The organism is Sorangium sp. So ce385, from assembly GCF_051474135.1.
In the GTDB taxonomy this organism is placed as follows: Bacteria; Myxococcota_A; Polyangia; order Polyangiales; family Polyangiaceae; genus Sorangium; species Sorangium cellulosum_D.
In genome coordinates, this window is record NZ_CP150337.1 from 3,876,959 (window position 1) to 3,895,307 (window position 18,349).

At 73.9% G+C, this 18,349-nt stretch carries 17 protein-coding genes; 12 read left to right on the forward strand and 5 right to left on the reverse strand.

Annotated features, from left to right (window positions below; all coding sequences use genetic code 11):
- Positions 1 to 56: 56 nt before the first annotated feature.
- Together WME83_RS14400 and WME83_RS14405 are read right to left on the reverse strand one after the other, a co-directional pair.
- Positions 57 to 1,274: a molybdopterin molybdotransferase MoeA gene (locus WME83_RS14400; protein WP_437319859.1), complete on the reverse strand. Its 1,218-nt coding sequence runs from the start codon at positions 1,272 to 1,274 to the stop codon at positions 57 to 59.
- The gene (locus WME83_RS14405; RefSeq protein WP_437319860.1) at positions 1,271 to 1,819 is read right to left on the reverse strand and encodes a MogA/MoaB family molybdenum cofactor biosynthesis protein; all 549 of its coding nucleotides are present in this window, start codon (positions 1,817 to 1,819) and stop codon (positions 1,271 to 1,273) included. Before WME83_RS14405 ends, WME83_RS14400 begins: the two co-directional genes overlap by 4 nt.
- Positions 1,820 to 2,159: 340 nt before the next feature.
- Between WME83_RS14405 and WME83_RS14410 the strand changes: the two genes are divergently transcribed.
- The 8 genes from WME83_RS14410 to rodA all read left to right on the forward strand — a co-directional run bounded on the left by WME83_RS14410 (position 2,160) and on the right by rodA (position 10,762).
- Positions 2,160 to 3,131, forward strand: coding sequence for a prolipoprotein diacylglyceryl transferase (locus WME83_RS14410; RefSeq protein ID WP_437319861.1), 972 nt, complete (start codon positions 2,160 to 2,162; stop codon positions 3,129 to 3,131).
- A 589-nt stretch (positions 3,132 to 3,720) separates the two neighbouring features.
- A complete protein-coding gene (locus tag WME83_RS14415; protein WP_437319862.1) occupies positions 3,721 to 4,650 on the forward strand; it encodes an RNA recognition motif domain-containing protein in 930 nt (309 codons plus the stop codon).
- 193 nt (positions 4,651 to 4,843) lie between these two features.
- On the forward strand, positions 4,844 to 5,005 hold the full coding sequence (gene rpmG / locus WME83_RS14420) for a 50S ribosomal protein L33 (RefSeq protein WP_012235039.1): 162 nt from the start codon (positions 4,844 to 4,846) through the stop codon (positions 5,003 to 5,005).
- Positions 5,006 to 5,124: 119 nt separating this feature from the next.
- Entirely contained in the window at positions 5,125 to 6,159 is a 1,035-nt protein-coding gene (locus WME83_RS14425; protein ID WP_020734872.1) for a rod shape-determining protein, read from the forward strand.
- A gap of 131 nt (positions 6,160 to 6,290) precedes the next feature.
- On the forward strand, positions 6,291 to 7,148 hold the full coding sequence (gene mreC / locus WME83_RS14430) for a rod shape-determining protein MreC (RefSeq protein ID WP_148313566.1): 858 nt from the start codon (positions 6,291 to 6,293) through the stop codon (positions 7,146 to 7,148).
- Between the two features lie 4 nt (positions 7,149 to 7,152).
- Complete coding sequence (locus WME83_RS14435) at positions 7,153 to 7,677, forward strand: hypothetical protein (RefSeq protein WP_437319863.1); 525 nt, start codon at positions 7,153 to 7,155, stop codon at positions 7,675 to 7,677.
- Entirely contained in the window at positions 7,674 to 9,629 is a 1,956-nt protein-coding gene (gene mrdA, locus WME83_RS14440; protein WP_437319864.1) for a penicillin-binding protein 2, read from the forward strand. The genes WME83_RS14435 and mrdA overlap by 4 nt, the downstream gene beginning before the upstream one ends.
- A complete protein-coding gene (gene rodA, locus WME83_RS14445; RefSeq protein WP_437319865.1) occupies positions 9,626 to 10,762 on the forward strand; it encodes a rod shape-determining protein RodA in 1,137 nt (378 codons plus the stop codon). The genes mrdA and rodA overlap by 4 nt, the downstream gene beginning before the upstream one ends.
- 30 nt (positions 10,763 to 10,792) lie before the next feature.
- Here rodA and WME83_RS14450 read toward each other — a convergent pair whose 3' ends face one another.
- The 3 genes from WME83_RS14450 to WME83_RS14460 all read right to left on the reverse strand — a co-directional run bounded on the left by WME83_RS14450 (position 10,793) and on the right by WME83_RS14460 (position 13,999).
- On the reverse strand, positions 10,793 to 12,085 hold the full coding sequence (locus tag WME83_RS14450) for a GTP-binding protein (RefSeq protein WP_437319866.1): 1,293 nt from the start codon (positions 12,083 to 12,085) through the stop codon (positions 10,793 to 10,795).
- 111 nt (positions 12,086 to 12,196) lie between these two features.
- On the reverse strand, positions 12,197 to 12,901 hold the full coding sequence (locus WME83_RS14455; protein WP_437319867.1) for a PA14 domain-containing protein: 705 nt from the start codon (positions 12,899 to 12,901) through the stop codon (positions 12,197 to 12,199).
- Between the two features lie 93 nt (positions 12,902 to 12,994).
- Positions 12,995 to 13,999, reverse strand: a complete 1,005-nt coding sequence (locus WME83_RS14460; RefSeq protein ID WP_437319868.1) for a rhomboid family intramembrane serine protease — start codon at positions 13,997 to 13,999, stop codon at positions 12,995 to 12,997.
- A gap of 336 nt (positions 14,000 to 14,335) precedes the next feature.
- On the opposite strand from WME83_RS14460, the gene WME83_RS14465 reads away from it, so the two are divergent.
- From WME83_RS14465 to WME83_RS14480, 4 genes are all read left to right on the forward strand, one after another.
- On the forward strand, positions 14,336 to 15,010 hold the full coding sequence (locus tag WME83_RS14465; protein ID WP_437319869.1) for an RNA polymerase sigma factor: 675 nt from the start codon (positions 14,336 to 14,338) through the stop codon (positions 15,008 to 15,010).
- On the forward strand, positions 15,007 to 15,876 hold the full coding sequence (locus WME83_RS14470) for a hypothetical protein (protein ID WP_437319870.1): 870 nt from the start codon (positions 15,007 to 15,009) through the stop codon (positions 15,874 to 15,876). The genes WME83_RS14465 and WME83_RS14470 overlap by 4 nt, the downstream gene beginning before the upstream one ends.
- Complete coding sequence (locus WME83_RS14475) at positions 15,876 to 16,478, forward strand: hypothetical protein (RefSeq protein WP_437319871.1); 603 nt, start codon at positions 15,876 to 15,878, stop codon at positions 16,476 to 16,478. Before WME83_RS14470 ends, WME83_RS14475 begins: the two co-directional genes overlap by 1 nt.
- A gap of 83 nt (positions 16,479 to 16,561) precedes the next feature.
- The gene (locus tag WME83_RS14480) at positions 16,562 to 18,328 is read left to right on the forward strand and encodes a DnaJ domain-containing protein (RefSeq protein ID WP_437319872.1); all 1,767 of its coding nucleotides are present in this window, start codon (positions 16,562 to 16,564) and stop codon (positions 18,326 to 18,328) included.
- Positions 18,329 to 18,349 lie beyond the last annotated feature (21 nt).

The following is an 18,349-nucleotide window of genomic DNA, read 5'->3' on the forward strand; positions in this document are numbered from 1 at the left end:
AAGGCTCGGCACCCCGCGCGCGCCATGCGAAGGCGCGTTCGCACGAGGGCGCGCGGTCAGATCTCGGCGAGGCGGATGGCCTCGAGGCGATCGCCCTCGTCGATGCGCTCCCGATCGGCCGACACGAGGACGAGCGCCTCGGCCTCGGCGAAGCTCGTGACCGCGCCCGAAGCCTGGTTCGAGGCGATGCGCGCGACGAGCTCGCCGCTCGAGAGCTCGAGGCGCGCGCGGAGGAACTCGGCGCGCCCGGTCTGGCGCCGCAGCGCGCCGGCCGCGCGGACGATCACGCGGGGCGGCAGCGGCGCGGCGTCTCCCTGCAGCGCGCGCAGGAGCGGCACGCCGAAGAGGACGAACGTGAGCGAGGCGGAGGCCGGGTTGCCCGGCAGCCCGATCACGTGCACGGCGCCGCCGCGCGAGAGCTCGGCGCGCCCCACGGCGAGCGGCTTGCCCGGCTTGATGGCGACGCGCCAGAAGTCGAGCGTCACGCCCGCGGCCTCGAGGGCGGGGCGGACCACGTCGTGGTCGCCGACGCTCACGCCCCCGACGGTCACCACGAGATCCGAGCCGCGCAGCGCCGTCGACACGGCCTCGGCGGCGCGGGCCGCGTCGTCGGGGACGAACGGCGCGACGCGGACCGCGGCGCCCGCGGCGCGCGCGGTCGCGGCGATGAAGTAGCTGTTCGACTCCGCGACGGTGCCGGCGGGGCCGGGCGAGCCGGGCCCGCGCAGCTCGTCGCCGGAGCACAGCACCGTGACCACCGGCCGGCGCGCGACGAGGACGCTCGGGCGATCGAGCGCCGCCGCGAGCGCCACCTTCCCCGGCGTGAGGCGCGCGCCCCTCCGCAGCGCGACGGCGCCCTCCGCGAGGTCCGCGCCGCGGCGCCGCACCCAGGCGCCGGTGCGCGGCGCCTCTCGCAGGGTGATCTCGTCGCCGCTCCGCGCCGCGTCCTCCTGCGGCACGATCGCGTCGGAGCCGGGCGGCAGCCGCGCGCCGGTGAAGATCCGGCACGCGGCGCCCGGCGTGAGCGTCGGCAGCGGGCGGCCGGCCGCGCTCTCGCCGCGCACGGGGAGCGTCCAGGGCCCGCTGCCCGCGAGCTCGGCCGAGGCGACCGCGTAGCCGTCCATCGAGCTGTAATCGAAGGCGGGCATCGCGTCGGCCGCCGTGATGTCCTCGGCGAGCACGCGCCCGGCCGCGTCGTCGAGCGACACCCGCTCCGGGCCGACCGGGACCGCGGCCGAGAGCAGCCGCGCGAGCGCTTCTTCGAAGGGGATCATCCGCGCTGCTCCTCGTCGCGCGCGCCGTCCTTCGCCGGTTGCCCGTGCCGGTGGTGGTGGCCGCCCTTGCCGGACGCGAGCGCGACCGCGTGCGCGAGCACGGGGCCGATGAGCTGCGTGACGGCGAGCTCCACCGCCTTCGGGCTGCCGGGCAGCGCGATCACCACGAGCCCGCGCACGACGCCGGCGGCGGCGCGCGAGAGGATCGCGTTCGGCCCGATGGCGTCCCAGCTCAGCCGCCGGAACGCCTCGCCGAAGCCGTCGAGCGTCTTCTCGAAGAGCGGCGCGAGCGCCTCGACGGTCCTGTCGCGCGGCGCGATCCCGGTCCCGCCCGTCGTGACGATCGCGTCGGCGGAGCCCGCGCCCGCGATCTGCTCGATCGCCGCGCGCAGGAGCTCGGGCTCCTCGCGCAGGACGGCGTGCGACGTCACGGTGAAGCCGGCGCTCTTGAGGAGCTCGCCGAGGAGATGTCCGCCCTCGTCGTCCTCGAGGGTGCGGGTGTCACTGAGCGTCAGCGTGGCGACGCGCACGGGGGAGCGGCTCATGCGGCAGATCTACGCCTCTCGCCGGCGAATGGCGACCTCTTGGTGACGCCGGCGCGGACGTCGCGGGGCCTCCCCGCGACGCCGCGGCCGTCCGGGCGCGGGCGGCCCTCGGGCCTCCTGCCCGCCCGCGCCGCGCCTCCTGCCCCCCTGCACCGCGCCTCCTGTCCGCCCGCGGCGCGCCTCCTGTCCGCCCGCGGCGCGGAGCGGCGCGCGCCGCCGGCCGCCGTCCATCGGTCCTCGGCCATCAGGGGCCCGCGGGCGCGCGCGACGTCGCCCGGCGTCACCGTGACGTCGTTGACGTTGGATGGCTTTCGCATCGCCGCTGCGCTAGGGGAGCGGCGTGTCCGGCCCCCTGATCCCTTACATCGAGCTCCCCGAGATCCCGCTCTCGTTCCTGGAGCACATCCCGCTCGTGGGCCAGCTCATCGATCCGGCGAAGCCGCCCTCGATCAAGCCGTTCGGCACGCTGGTGGCGCTCGGCGTCTACATCGGCGCCCTGGTCGCCACGCGGCACGCGCGCGAGCGGAAGCTGGACGAGAAGAAGATGAGCGAGTTCATCTTCTGGGTCGTGGCGGCCGGCTTCATCGGCGGGCACGTCTTCGACGCGATCTTCTACCACCCGCAGCGCGTCGCCCGCGATCCGCTCTACCTCTTCGCGCTCTGGGACGGCCTGTCGAGCTTCGGCGGCTTCACCGGCGCGCTGATCGGCGCCGCCTCGTGGCGCTTCTACCGCCGCGAGAGGATCCTGCCCTATTGCGAGGTGGTCAACAGCGCGTTTCCGCTCGCGTGGGTCTTCGGGCGCGCCGGCTGCGCGTCGGTCCACGATCATCCGGGCCGCCTCTCCGACGCGTGGTTCGCGGTCAAGTACCCGCTCGGGAACGGTGTCGTCGGCCGGTTCGATCTCGGCCTCTACGAGTGCGTGCTCACGATCCCGCTCGCGATCGCGTTCGCGGTGCTCTGGCGCCGGAACCCTCATCGCCCGCTCGGGTTCTACACCGGGGTCATGTGCACCGCGTATGCGCCGGTGCGGTTCGGGCTCGACTTCCTGCGCGAGCGGGAGGGGACGCTCGTCGGCGGCGATCCGCGCTACGGCGGCCTCACGCCCGCGCAGTGGGCCTGCTTCGGTCTGCTCGCGCTGGGTATTTATTTCCTGCGCATGGCCGCGCGCGGCGAGCCGTCGAGCGCCGGGGCGGGCCCGCTCGACGGCGCCCCGCGCGTCGCGGACGACGATGCGTCCGACGACGACGAAGACGACGACGAGGGCGATGAAGCCGAGGAGCCCCGGCCCTCCCGCGCTCGGGCGGGCCGGTAATCCTCCGGTCGGGCCCGCGCGGCGCCCGCGTGGATCCCCGGGATTTCCGGGGGCCTGCGCACCGCCTTCGGGTCGTGTCGGACAGATCCGCGCCGCGCGACGCCCTCGCGATCCGGCCGGCGCCGGACCCGGCGGCCTCCCGGGCGCTGCGCTCCCTGACGCCGGTCCGGCGGCGCCTGCCGCGGCCGGCGGCGCCTGCCGCGGCCGGCGGCGCCTGCCGCGGCCGGCGGCGCCTGCCGCGGCCGGCGCCGCCTGCCACGGACAGAGCGCGGGCGGCGCGGCCTTCCAGGTCCGCCGGAGCTGCGCCTTTCGCGTCGGGGGGTCAGGACGGCTCCGTACGGGCTTCTTTTGGCTCGCTCGCCCGTGGCGGGTCCCTTGACGCGCCTGGGGCGCTAGATATCGTGGGGTGGAGTTTGCACCAGAGGGTCGGCCCGCCGACCTTCGCTCGATTGAGCTCGGTTGCCCCTTCCGCCGAAAGGGGGGGTCGATCGAGGCGCGCTCGCGAAAGGCTCCGCATCATCGACATCGATCACGGAGCGAGTGGACCAAATAAGAGGGAACGCAGGGGCCAACCCCAGGTTTTTCTACAATGGCTGAAGATTCGCGTAAGTTGTTCGTGGCGGGCTTGCCCGACTCCATCACCGAAGACGTTTTGCGGCAGCTCTTCGAGGCCACCGGCGGCAACGTCGTCGAGGTCAGTCTTCCGAAAGATCGCGCGACGGGTCGTCCGCGCGGGTTCGGCTTCGTCACGCTCTCGACGACCGGCGAAGCCAACGCCGCGCGCGAGTCGCTCGACGGCTCCTTTCAGGGCGGCAAGTCCATCTCGGTCCGCCCCTTCCAGGCCGAGCCGCCGCGCCGCGAGGGGCGCCCCATGGGCGGCCCCGGCGGCGGTCCAGGCGGTGGTGGTGGCGGCCCCGGCGCCGGCGGCGGTGCGGGCGGCGGGCCGGCCGCGGCGCCTGATCGGACCCTCTACGTCGGCAATCTCCCCTATGACGCGAGCGTCGAGGAGGTCGAGGGGCTGATCGGCTCGACGGGCGCGGGGCCGGTGGTGCGGGTCCACCTGCCCATGGATCCCGACGGTCGCAAGCGCGGGTTCGGCTTCGTCACGATGGCCAGCGCCGAGGCGGCGCGCGCTGCGATCGATGCGCTGCGCGGCGTGGACGTCCGCGGCCGGCGGCTCGTCGTCAACCTCGCTCACCCGAAGGGGGAGCGGCCCGCGCGTGAGGATCGCCCCGGCGGCTTCGGCGGCGGCGGTGGCGGCTTCGGCGGCGGTGGTGGCGGCTTCGGCGGCGGGGGCGGCGGCTTCGGCGGCGGCGGCGGCGGCGGCGGCGGTGGCTTCGGCGGTGGGCCTCCGCCGCCCGCGCGCAAGACGTTCGACGATCGCCGGCGGCGCGGCGGTCACGACGGCGACGGTCCTCCCGGCGGCGGCGGCGGCGGCGGCGGCGGCGGTGGCGGCCGTCGCGCCAACAACAAGAACTGGGATCGCGGCCGCGGTGGGGACGACTGGGACGACGAATGAGCTCTCCCGGTTGACAACTGCACCGTTTCCCGTAGGGTAGGCGCCCTCCAGACGGGCGGTCGGGCGTCGCTGACCCCGCTCACGCACCGCTGGTACCCTGCCGGTTGCGGTGTCAGCGCCCCCGTGCTGCCCGTGCCTAGGTTCAACCAGGGCCGCCTGTGAATCAGGTCGGCCCTGTCTTCGGAGACCTCCGATGCGCGACATCATCAAGCTGACGTGCGGCAACTGCGGCCGCGCGAACTACCACACGACGAAGAACAAGCGGACGATGACGGACAAGTTCGTCATCAAGAAGTTCTGCCCGACCGAGCGCAAGCACACCGAGCACAAAGAAGGCAAGATCTCGAAGGGCTAGGCCAGGCTGCACGCTGCGCAGCTGGCCGTTGCCGCCGGGGCCCGCGTCTGCGGGCCTCGGGTCAGGCTCTGCGCCCTCGCGGTGCTCGGCTTAACCTTGTTCATTGTTAGGGCGAAGCGATGATCTTCGACTGGCTCTACGGCCTGTTCTCGAACGATCTCGCGATCGATCTCGGCACCGCCACCACCCTCATCTACGTGAAGGGCAAGGGCATCGTGTCCTGCGAGCCCTCGGTGGTCGCCGTCCAGCGCGATGCTCGCGGCGGCAAGAAGGTGCTCGCCGTCGGCCGCGAGGCGAAGGAGATGCTCGGGCGCACCCCCGGCAACATCCAGGCGGTGAGGCCGCTGCGCGACGGCGTCATCGCCGACTTCGAGATCACCGAGGCGATGCTCCGGTACTTCATCGCGCGCGCGCACAACCGCCGCACGCTGGTCAAGCCGCGCATCATCATCTGCGTCCCGTTCGGCATCACCGAGGTCGAGAAGCGCGCGGTGAAGGAGAGCGCCGAGGGCGCCGGCGCGCGCGAGGTCTTCCTGATCGAGGAGCCGATGGCGGCCGCGATCGGCGCCGGCCTGCCGATCACCGAGCCGAGCGGCAACATGGTCGTCGACATCGGCGGCGGCACGACCGAGGTCGCCGTCATCTCCCTCGCCGGCATCGTCTACTCGCAGAGCGTGCGCGTCGGCGGCGACAAGATGGACGAGTCGATCATGGCCTACATGAAGCGCAAGTACAACATGGCCATCGGCGAGCAGACCGCGGAGCGCATCAAGATCACGATCGGCAACGCGTACCCGCTCGAGCAGCAGCTCACGATGGAGGTCAAGGGGCGCGACATGGTCGCGGGCATCCCCAAGACGGTCGTCGTCAACTCCGACGAGATCCGCGACTCGCTGAGCGAGCCGACGAACGCGATCGTGGACGCCGTGCTCATCGCGCTGGAGCGCACGCCGCCGGAGCTCGCGGCCGACATCGTCGACAAGGGCATCGTGCTCACCGGCGGCGGCTCGCTCCTCAAGAACCTCGACGTGCTCCTCCGCGAGGAGACAGGGCTGCCCGTGATGGTGTGCGACGACCCGATCAGCGCCGTGGTGCTCGGCAGCGGCAAGGCGCTGGATCACCTCGAGCTCTTGAAAGAGGTCACGATCAGCTGAAGGTCGGTTTCACGCCCCGCCCGTGAGCTTGCCGGCGGGGCTCTCTTGCGGCGCGCGCCCCGAGGCGGCGCGCGGCGACGACAGGGGTGGCCTCGCGGGGCGCCCCGTACTACCTGGGTTCGGGAGCCACGGTGAACCTGAAACGCTACCGCGACTTCGTGATCGTGCTGCTGGCGCTCGCGGTGCCGTTCTGGTTCCTGCGCGCCAGCATGCGCGACCCCAAGCAGAACACGGGCGCCGACCGGATCATCATCAGCATCGCGGCGCCGATCCAGTACGCGGCCGCGACCCTGGCGCGCGGCATCTCGAACCTCTGGGGCGACTACATCTACCTGGTCGACGTCAAGGAGGACAACGCCAGGCAGGCCTCGCAGATCGCCCGCCTCCGCGAGCGGGTGCGGAAGCTCGAGGCGCTCGAGGAGGAGAACCGGCGCCTGCGCCGGCTGCTCGATCTGCGCCAGAGCCTCCGCACCGACGTGGTGAGCGCCCAGGTCGTCGGCAAGAGCACCAACGATTTCTTCCGCGTGGTGCGGGTCACGCTCGATCGCGAGGCGCGGGACATCGGCTCCAACCTGCCGGTCCTGTCCGCGGACGGCGTGGTCGGCACGACGCTGAAGAGCGCCGGCGACACCGTCGACGTGCGGCTCGTCGTCGACGGGGGCAGCGGCGTCGACGTGGTCGTCGAGCGCACCGGCGCGCGCGGCTTCGTCCGCGGCACGGGCGACGAGAGCAAGTACTCCTGCAGCGTGGAGTACGTGCAGCGCACCGACGAGATCGAGGTCGGCGACCTCCTCGTGACGAGCGGCGTCGGCCGGCGCTTCCCGAAGGGGATCCCGGTCGGGACCGTCACGCAGGTGATCCGCCGCGATTTCGGCATCTACCAGCAGGTCTACGTCGCCCCGGCCGTCGATTTCTCCCGGCTGGAGGAGGTGCTCATCGTGACGACGACGCCTCCGGAGGAGGCGCCGCCGCAGGCGCAGCGGAGGTGACGCGATGAGAAACTCCGCGTTCCTGGCGATGGGGGCCGCCCTGCTGATCCTTCAGTCGAACCTCTTCCGGCTCATCGGCAAGCTGAACATCCCGGGCTCCACGCCGAGCCTGCTCCTGCCGCTCGTCGTGTTCATGGGGGTGCACGAGTACTCGATCGCGCGCGGCGCGGCGCTCGCGTTCCTGCTCGGCTACCTGCTCGATCTCTTCACGGGCGCGCCGGTCGGCCTGTTCACCTTCATCACCGTGGCGACCTTCGTCGTGTCGCGGGCGGCCGGCGTGCGGCTCGCCGCGCAGACGCTGCTCACGAAGATCGCGCTGGCCTTCGTCTTCGGGCTCGTCGAGGGGGTGCTCATCGTGATCCTCACCGCCATCTTCGGGGGCGACGCGGCGCGGCCCCGCGCGCTCGCCTTGCTCGTCGCGCCGCACGCGGTCTCGACCGCGCTCTTCGCGCCGTTCGTCTTCCGGCTGGCCGAGCGCGTGCACCAGGCGACGATCAACGTCCCGCGGCCGGGGGAGAGCCCGCGGTGAGCCTCCTCGTCCAGCGCTCCGACGTGAGCGAGTTCCGCCGGCGCTTCCGGTGGATCGCGCTCGGCATGGTCGTCGGCTTCATGGTGCTCGTCGGGCGCCTCTTCTACCTCCAGATCCTCGAGGCCGACGAGAACAAGGCGATCGCCCGCGAGAACATCGTGCGGCGGGTGACGCTCGCGACCACGCGCGGCATCATCCGCGACAAGAACGGCAAGGTGCTCGCGGCGAGCCGGCCCTCGTACAACGTGTACGTCGTCCCGCGGCGCCTCGACATGGAGACGACCTGGCCGAAGCTCGTCGAGTACCTCGGCGTCGGCATCGAGGAGCGGGCGCGGCTCGAGGCGCTCATCACCTCGATCCGCGCCGACGACGGCCCGCGCAAGAACCAGCAGATCCTGCTGAAGGAGGACATCTCGCGCGACGCCGTGGCGACCCTGGCCACGCACGACGCCGAGCTGCCGGGCGTCGACGTGGTGCCGGTCCCGGTGCGCTACTACCCCTACGAGGAGGTCGGCTCGCACGTGCTCGGCTACATGGCCGAGGTGGACGCCGAGCGGCTCGCGTCGCTCCGGAGCGTCGGCTACATCGAGGGCGATCGCATCGGCGTCACCGGGATCGAGCGCGCCTGGGAGAGCTACCTCCGCGGCACGCGCGGCTGGGAGAAGGTGCTCGTCGACGCCAAGGGGCGGCGACGGACGGGCGGCGACGGGATCATCGAGGAGCCGCGGCGGGTCGACCCGATCCCCGGGCGCGACCTCCGGCTGACGCTCGACGCCGACATCCAGAAGGCGATCGACAAGGCGATGCGCGGGGAGCTCGCCGGCGGCGTCGCGGTCGTCGACGTGCGCACCGGGAGGATCCTCGGGCTCTACTCGAAGCCCGGCTACAACCCGAACGCGCTCTCGGGCGGCTCGGGCAAGCAGGTCATCCGCGACGCCTTCCGGCGGCTCTACTCGGATCCGCTGAAGCCCGCCCTCGACAAGACGCTGTCCGGCGCGTACCCGCCCGGCTCCACCTTCAAGCCGTTCACCGCGCTGGCGGCGCTCGAGAAGGGGCTCATCGATCCCCGGCAGTCCACGCGGTGCCGGGGCGCGCTGACGTTCGGCAAGCGCACCTTCCGGTGCACGCACGTGCACGGGCCGGTCGCGATGCAGAAGGCGATCGCCGAGTCGTGCAACGTCTACTTCTACAAGCTCGCGGCGGAGTACGGCGTCGGCATGGACGTCATCGCCGAGATGGGCCAGCGCTACGGGCTCGGCGCGCGGACGGGGCTCGGCATCAACGCCGAGGCGGGCGGCAGGATGCCGACCCGGGCGTGGATGACGCTCCGGAACAAGGGCCAGTTCCGCCTCGGGTTCGGCCTGAACGCGGCGATCGGCCAGGGCGCGACGACGGTCACCGTGCTCCAGCTCGCGCTCGCGTACGCGGCGCTCGCGAACGGCGGCACGCTCTACCAGCCGCAGATCGTGCGGGCCGTCGAGACGAGCGCCGGCACGGTCGTGCAGGAGTTCACGCCGCGCGTGCGCCGCCAGATCGACATCCGGCCGGAGAACCTCACCCTCGTGCACCGGGCGATGGTCGCCGGCGTGAACGAGGAGGGCGGCACGGCCTTCAAGGCGCGCGTCGCCGGCGTCGAGATGGCGGGCAAGACCGGGACCGCGCAGGTCTCGCACCGGCTCACGCGCGGCGTCGAGGCCGAGCGGGTCTGGTATTTCAACCGCGAGCACGCCTGGTTCGCCGGCTACGCGCCGGCGCGCGCGCCCGAGGTGGCCGTGGTCGTGCTGGTCGAGCACGGCGGCACGGGCGGCAAGCACGCGGCGCCGGTCGCCTTCGAGGTCGTCCGCGCCTACCAGGAGCTCGCGAAGGAGCGGCGCGGCGGCCCGAACGAGGGGCCGCGCGCGGGCAAGAGCAGCGCGGGCCGCGCGCCCGCCGCGTCGGGGCGCACGCCATGATCCGGGGCGACTCGCTCTCCTCTCGCGATCGCGACCACTTCGACTGGCCGCTCTTCATCGCCGCGGTCTCCATCGCGGTGCTCGGCGTCGTCAACCTCTACAGCGCCACGAGCGTCTACTCCGGGGCGCGCGCGGAGCTCTACATCAGCCAGGTCTACTGGCTGTTCATGGGCGGCATCATCGGCGGCGTCCTGATCGCGATCGACTACCGGCACCTGGAGCGCCTCGGCTACGTGCTCTACACGTTCGGCGTCTTCTCGCTGGCGCTCGTCTTCGTGCTCGCGCGCGACGTGCGCGGCTCCGCGCGGTGGATCGAGTTCGGCGCGTTCCGCTTCCAGCCCAGCGAGTTCATGAAGGTGTTCCTGGTCATCGCGCTGGCGAAGTTCCTGCACGACGACCCGCGCAACGAGGGCCGCACCCTGCGCGATCTGGCGATCCCGGCGGCGCTGACCGCCGTCCCGGCGCTGCTCGTGCTGAAGCAGCCCGATCTCGGGACGGCGCTCATCCTCGTGTTCGTCTTCCTGACGATCGCGGCGGTCACGCGCGTGCGGTGGAGGAGCGCCGCGCTGTTCGTCGTGTCCATCCTCGTGGCGGTGCCGATCATCTGGGAGTACGTGCTGCTCGACTACCAGCGCGCGCGCGTCCTCGTGTTCCTCCACCCCGAGGAGGACCTCCTGCACCGCGGCTGGCACGCCCACCACTCGCGGGTCGCGATCGGCAACGGCGGGCTGTTCGGCAACGGGTACCTCCGGGGCACCCAGAACCAGTTCCTCTTCCTGCCGGATCAGTTCACCGACTTCCCGTTCCCGGTCTTCGCCGAGGAGTGGGGGTTCGTCGGGTGCGTGGTGCTCGTGTGCCTCTACGCGTTCCTGGTCGTGTGGGGGATCCGCATCGCGTCGATGGCGAAGGATCGGTTCGGCGCGGTGCTCGGCGTCGGCTGCGCGGCGATCATCTTCTGGCACGCGGTGATCAACCTGGGCATGACGTCGGGCGTGCTGCCGGTCGTCGGCGTCACGCTGCCCCTGTTCTCGTACGGCGGCTCGAGCGTGACCACGGTGATGGTCGCGATCGCGCTCCTCATGAGCGTGTCGATGCGCCGCTACTCCGGCGTCGCCTCGCTCGATCGGCTGTGACGGCGGCGGGGCCGCCCGCCCGCCGCCGCGTCAGATCGCGCTCTCTGCGAGCCGCGCCTCGATCACGAACGCGAACGCCTTGAGCGCGTCGCGCTCGGTGACCTCGCCGCCGGTCTGCGCCCTCCGCACCGCGGCGCGGAAGCCGAGGTAGCGGCGCCCGTCCAGGCCGAGCAGCGCCGGCACCGCCGCCGGGTCGCGCGGCGCGTCGGTCGCGCCCGCGAGCTCCGCCGCCTTGTCGAGGATCCCGGCGACGAGCGCGCCGCAGCGCTGGAGCGCCACGGCGTACCGCTCGGCGGCGATCGCCGCCTCGATCTCCGCGACCGCCTCGCGCTCGGCGGTCGGCCACAGCGCGACGAACGAGAGGCCCGGCTGGGCGAGGTGCCTCGTCGCCGCGGACGGGCCGTCCGCGCGGGCCGTCGCCGGGGCCTCCGCCGACGCGGCGAGCCTCCGGGCGGCGAGCCGCAGCGACGACGGGATCCCGCGGCTCACCGGATCCCTGACGCCGGCGCTGCGCGGCGCGGCGCCGGCGCTCGGCGGGGCGGCCGCGCCCTCGCCCTCGCTCGGGTCGCCGATCGTCGAGTTCGGGGGCATCGTCGACCACGGCCGGCTGGGCGGCGCGAGCCGCGAGATCACCGCGTCGAGCGGCGCCGACGGCGGCGGCGACGCGTCGCGCAGGGCGGTGACGAGCCCGCCCTCGATCGCGTCGAACCCGCCGAGCCCGCTCCCCATCGCGTCGGGCAGGCGGCTCTCGAAGGCGCGCAGCACCGTGGCGCTGATCTCCTCGAGCCCCTCGTAGAGCCCGAGCCCCGTCTTCGCCGAGGTGGCCAGCGAGACGGCGCGGAACGGGTTCAACATCGCGTCGAGCTCCTCCAGGGGGAGGAGGTCCGGCAGATCGCGCTTGTTGTGCTGGAAGACGAGCGGGACATGCTGCAGCTCCCGCCCCTGCTCGGCCAGGTTCTCGCGCAGGTTCTCGAGGCTCTCCACGTTCGCGTCGGCGCGGACGGCCTGCGAGTCGCTGACGAACACGATGCCGTCGGCGCCCGTGAGCACCAGCTTCCGGGTCGCGTTGAAGTAGACCTGCCCGGGCACCGTGAAGAGCTGGAGCCGCACGTTCATCCCGCGCAGCTGGGGGAGCCGGACCGGCAGGAAGTCGAAGTAGAGCGTCCGGTCGACCGGCGTCGCGAGCGAGACGAGCTTCCCGCGGTACTCGGGCTTCGCCGTGGCGTGCAGGTACTCCAGGGTGGTCGTCTTGCCGCCCAGGCCGGGCCCGTAATAGACGATCTTGAAGACGAGCTCGCGCGACAGTGGGTTCACCGACGCCATGGGCGGCGGCGACGATACACGAAAAGGGGATCGGGGGCGCCGGGGCGCGCGCGGGCCCGCATCAGGGCGGCCCAGGCCGGGCCCCGGCAGGCCGGCCGGCGCGGCCCCGCGTCATCGGACCCCGACGAGCGGCTCGAGCTTGTCCTTCTGGCCGATCTGCAGCATGAGCGCGACCTGGCCCCGCTGCGCCTGGAAGTAGTCGAGCCGCAGCCGGTGCGTCCCCTCGGTGAGCCGCGCCTCGCCGTCCGCGGTCTTTGCGCTGTGGACCCCGTCGTTGGCGAGCACGCGCTTGTCGTCGATGTAGAGGATCGCGCCGTCGTCCGAGGTGAGCCGGAGCTGGTACGCGCCCTCCTCGGGCACCTTGAACTCGCCCTCGAAGCGGATCGCGAACCACTCGTTCTGCGCGAGCGCGCCCGGGAAGCCGCCGGAGAAGTCCTGCGACTTCACCTCGAACTTGTCGGTGTACAGCACCGCGAACGGCACGAGCCCGTCGAAGCTCGGGAGCTTCTGGCTCTTCTCGGGGATCACGTACGCGAGCCCCCGGAAGGCGCCGCCCTCGCCGTTGCCGAACGCGATCGGGGCGGTGATGCGCGGGGCGCCTTGCGTGGGCAGGCGCCACTTCGCGGTCTTGCGGCGCGCCGGCTCCGGATCGGGCTTGGCCGGCTTGCGCGACCGGGAGGCCGTCTTGGCGGGGGGAGGGGGGGGCGGCGGCGACGTCTCTGCCGGCTTGCTGCCGCTCTGGATGGTGACGTGGCAGCCGCAGAGGAGGGACGCGGCGAGCACGCACGAGGCGATGCGCGATGAGGTTCGGACCATGACGTCTCCTGAGAGGGAACGGACGGTCGCGCCCGCCCCCACGTGAATGCGACGATGGCGCTTAGACGTTCGGGCAGGGCGCGGCAATCAGCGTCACGCCTCGTCGGGGGCGCCCGGCGCGGGCGACCCCGCCGGCCGCGGCCGCGGGGCCCGGAGCGCTCCGCGCGGCGGCGCCCCGGGCGCGTCGCGCTCCTCGCGCCCTGGCGCCTCGAGCCGCGAGAGCCCGTCGATCGACGCCGCGGCACGCCAGAGCGGCGAGCGCTGGGCGAGCCCGAGCGCGGCGAGGCAGGCGAGCACGCCGGCGAGCGCGCCGGCGTTCATCACGCCCTCGAGCCTCCGCCGCGCCGGGCCCGCGTAGCTCAGCCCGAGCAGCGCGCCGCTGACCAGGCCCCCGATGTGCGCCGCGTTGTTGATGCGGATGCCCGTGTTCGACGCGTTCACGACGAAGCCGAAGAGGACGATGTAGAACACGGCCTGGAGCGCGAGGTCCTTCCAGCGCGGGTCGCGGCGGCGGAGCAGCCAGCCGAGCAGGAGGCCCATCACGCCGAACACCGCGCCGCTCGCGCCCGCGGTGCACACGACCTCGGGCTGGACGAAGAGGTTCCACGCGGCGCTTGCGGCGAAGCCGACCAGGCCCGTGACGACGTAGGCGATCGCGAAACGCGCCGAGCCGACGGCGGGCTCGGCGGCGCGGGCGAGCATGACGAGCGTCATCATGTTCATGCCGAAGTGGAGGACGCCCATGTGGACGAACACCGCGGAGAGCAGGCGGAACGGCTCGAACGGGTCGCCGGGCACGAGGAGGAGCGCGCCGAAGCGGAGGTAGTTCGACGCGTCCCACGCCGAGAGCAGGCCGAGATCGCGGGAATGCGCGGCGACGAGCTGCCCGACGAACACGAACGACGTGAGCGCGCCGAGGATCTTGGTCGCCAGCAGGCTCCGCCCGTCGAGGAGCCCCCGCGCCGGCGGGGCGTGGACGGCGGGCGCGAGCAGCGGCGCGCCGCAGCGGATGCAGCGGCTGAAGTCGCTCGCGTTGAGGGCGCCGCAGCGCGCGCAGTTCAGCGAGCGCCGCCGCTCGCCGGACGGCCCCGCCGTCACAGGCCGGTCCCGACCCGCCGCCCGACCCGGACGCGTGCGCGAGACCTGAACGTTGTATCGAGGGTCACGAGGGCTCCTTTCACGGCGGACGCTCCGCGCCGAGGCCGGCACGGTGGGGCGCTCCGCGCCGAGGCCGGCACAATGTGGAGTCTTCGGGCCGTAAGGTCCACGGCTTTGGGCCGTTGTCGAGGTGTGAATGCGGCACCCCTCCCGCGCCCGGCCCCCGCCGCCGCGTGGCGCCCGCGCGGCGGCGCGGGGCGCCGGCCCGGCGGCGCGCCCGCGCTCCTCCTCGGGCGGGGGGCGCGCCGTCCCGCCGCGGGCGCAAGGTGGACACCGGTGCGGACCGCTCCACGTCCGGGTATCGTCGCCGTCGTGACCGCGGCGGCAGCAGCGAGGCCCGATCTCGAGGCGGAGCGCCTGCAGTGCGAGCGCGCGGCCGAGGGCGATCGCGCCGCGCTCGGCCAGCTGCTCCGCAAGTACGGTCCCTCGCTCTACCGCGCGGTGCTGCTGCCCCGCCTCGGGTCCGACGCGGCCGCGCAGGACGCTCTGGCCGAGACGTACGCGCGCGTGGTCGAGCGGTTCTCCCAGTTCCAGTGGCAGAGCTGCGGCATCTACCCGTGGCTCCGCGTGATCGCGCTGCGCATCGCGCTCGACATGCTCCGCGCGCGCCGCCGCGAGGCGCTCTTCGAGCCGGAGGATCTGCAGCGCGAGATCGACGCCGCCGAGACCGACCTCACCGCCCGCGGCGAGGTCGAGCTCTGCGAGAAGCGCGACCTCGCCGACGCGCGGGCGCGGGTCGAGGACGCGCTCGGGCGCCTCAACCCGCGCTACGCCGAGGCGATCCGGCTCCGGGTGCTCGAGGAGCGGCCCCGCGACGAGGTGGCCCTCGCGCTCGGCGTCAGCGTGGCGACGTTCGACGTCGTCCTGCACCGCGCCATGACCGCGCTGAAGAAGGCGCTGGCCGCGGGGGTTGCCGCGCCGCGCGCGGAGCTTAAGGAAGGGGCGCGATGAAGCCGCGGCTGCCCTCGGATCCGCGCCCCCCGCCGACCGGAGACGGGCCCGTGGAGCGCCGCGGCGGCCCGGATCGCGGCCGTCGGCTCGCGCTCGTCGCGCCCGAGGCGGCGCCGCGCGCGCTCGAGGCGGAGCCGCTCGCGCCCGCGTCCGAGGACGAGCTGCGCGCCGCGCGCGAGCTCGCGGAGGCGCTCGATCGCGGCGAGGTCCCGCTCGCGGAGGCCCTCCGGGCCGCGGCCCGGCCCGTCGGGCTCGACCGGGCGGACCATGAGGCGCTGCTCGCGCGCGCGCTCGGCGACGAGGGCGCGCCGCCGACCAAGGCCGAGCTTCGCGCTGCGGAGCGCCTGCGCGAGGCGCTCGAGCCCCGCGCCGCCGGCGGCGCCGGGTCCGGGCCGGGCGGCAGCTCCGGCGAGCTCGCCTCGCCCGGCGCGCGCGACGAGCTCGCGGAGCTCGCCGTCGCGCTCCGGGCCGCGTGGCGCCCGGCGCCCCTCGCGGAGCTCCGGAACCGCGCGCTCGTCGAGGGGGCCCTCCGCGCCGCGCCCGCGCCTCGCGCCCGGCGCATCGCGCCGGTCACGATGGCGGCGCTCTCGACCCTCGCCGCGGCGGCCGCCGCCGCGGCGCTGATCTTCGGCCAGCTCCGCGAAGAGCGCGCCTCGGTCGCGCGCGCGCCCGGGGCGGCGGCCGCGCCGGCCGGGGCGGCCGCGCCTCGGCTCCCGCTCATCGAGGCGCGATCGACCGCAGCGCTCTTCGATCCGGCCGCGCCGTTCCCGAGGGAGGGCGGCCAGACCGAGCGGATCGATCGCATCGCCGCCGCGCGCGCGTCGGATCTGCGCCAGAACCGCTATGCGGCGTGGGGGGTGCGCTGATGCGGAGCGCGCGCCTCGCCGCCGCCTGCCTAGGGCTCCTCACGGCGGCGCACCTCGGGTGCGCCCGAGAGGACGAGCGGGCGCGCGCCGGCGCGGCCCCGGGCGATCCGGCGTGCGCGTGCGCCCCGGCGCAGATCGTCGATCCCACGCTCCTCGCCTTCCTCTCCAGGGCGCGCGCGGCGCACCACGCCGCCGACGTGTCGCTCGACGCGGGCGATCGCGCCGCTGCGATCCGCGCCCTCGAGGGGATCATCGCCGCGCCGAGGCCGCCCGGCGCGCCGCCGGAGGTCGCCGAGGTGACCGCGGACACCTACGCCCGGCTGGCGGAGCTCCGGAGCGAGGCCGGCGACTTCGACGCCGCGGCGCGCGACGTCGACGCGGGCCTCAAGCTGGCGCCGGCGCCGTCTCATTACGAGGGCCACCTCTACGAGGTCGCCGGCGTGGTCGAGGAGCGCCGCGCGAAGGCGCTCGACGAGAAGGGGGAGCGCGAGGCGGCGGCGCAGGCCCGCGCGCGGGCGGTCGGCCTGCTGGAGCGGGCGATCTCGATCCAGGATCACGTTATCACCGAGGCCCTGAAGGGCGCCCAGGAAAACCCGCGCTGAAGCGCGCGACCGCCGTGGTCTCCAATTGCGACGGGCGAGCGTTCCTCGTTAGACTCGACCGGAGGGGGCCGCTGCCCGACGCGATGACGCTCCGTGTACCAAGGCCGAAACCCGGGTACGATGTCAAATCGCTCCCGCTGAAACCCGCGGACGCGTTCCTCCTGTCGCGGATCGACGGCGTCCTGACCGATCGGGATCTGTCCCTGATCACGGGCATGTCGCACGGCGACACCGTCGATGCGCTCCGCCGCCTGCGCGATTTCGGCGCGATCCTCCTCGACGGCGAGTCAGGCCCGCCTCCGCAGCGGGGCGCGGCCGACGGTGCGCGGCGCGGGGCGGACACGGAGCGGCCGATGGCGTCCGGCGGCGAGCCGTTCCCGCTCGGCCGCGACGCGCTCCAGCAGGCGGACTCCCCGCCGCTCTACGATCCTGCCGAGCTCGACGAGCCGGTCGAGCTCGCCCCGGAGCGGAAGCGGCGGATCCTCGACCTCTACTATCGGCTCGAGGATCTCAGCCACTACGCGCTGCTCGGCGTCGCGGATCAGGCGGACAAGAAGCAGATCAAGAGCGCTTATTACCAGCTCGCGCCGGAGTTCCATCCGGACACCTACTTCCGCAAGCAGCTCGGCTCGTACAAGCAGAAGATCGAGGCGATCTTCACGCGCATCACGCTGGCGCACGACACGCTGACGTCGAAGCAGCGGCGCGCCGAGTACGACGCGTACCTCGAGCAGACGCACAAGAACCGGGCGATGGCGGCGCTGATCGAGCAGACGCCCCGTGACATCGCCACGATCACCACCGCCGTCGACGCCTCGGTGCGCGCCGCGTTCGCCGATCCGCGCGACCTGGTCGGATCGCCCGGGCGTTACTCCTCCGAGCGGACCCCCGCGGAGCAGGCCCCCGCCGCGGCGTTCGTCCGGGCAGCGGCGCCGGCGCAGCCGTCCCCCGAGGCGAGCTCGCCGGACCGCGCGGGCGGGCCGGCGCGGAGCGCGGCGGTGATCGCGCCGGACCCCGGGGGCGCGCCGGCGCGGAGCGCGGCGGCGACCACGCCCGTCGCGCCCGCCGCCAGCGCGAAGGATCGGCGCGAGATGTTCGCGCGCAAGCTCACCGGAGGCCTGCGGCGCGGTCCAGCGGGCGCGCCGGCCGCGGCGTCTGCGGCGACGATCACGGCGCCCGCCGCGGCGGTGGCCACGGCGCCCGCCGCGGGGGCGGTGTCGAGGCCCCCGGGCGGCGTCCGCTCGCCCGAGTCGATGCGGGCGGTCGATGCGCTCAAGGCGCGCTACGATTCCGCCCGGAACGAGGCCGTCCGCAACCAGATCGCGCGGTACTCCGAGGCGGCCCGGGCCGCGCTCGAGCGGAACGACTACGCGAGCGCGGCCAACGCGTACCGGATCGCCGCGTCGCTCGCGCCAGAGGACGACGCGCTCCAGAAGGCGTCGGCCGACGTGCAGCGCCTCGCCGCGGTGGCGCTGGCGGACGGTTACCTCAAGCAGGCCCAGTACGAGGCACAGAACGGGCGCTGGGTCGAGGCGGCGCTGAGCTATGCGAAGGTGTGCAACGGTCGCCCCGACGACGCGGGCGCGCACGAGCGGGTCGCCTATGCGACGCTCCAAGCCGGGGAGAATACGCGGCGGGCGGTGGAGTTCGCGCGGCGGGCGGTGGAGCTCGTGCCCTCCTCGGTGGAATACCGGCTGACGCTCGCGCTCTCGTACGCGGCCGCGGGGCTCGCGAAGAGCGCGAACGGCGAGTTCGACCGCGCTGCCGAGCTCGCGGGGAACGACGCCAGGCTGCGCGGCCTCATCGCCCAGGCGCGCGACCAGGCCAAGAGGTACGGGAAGCAAGTCTAGCGCCGCCGGGCGCAGCCGGGC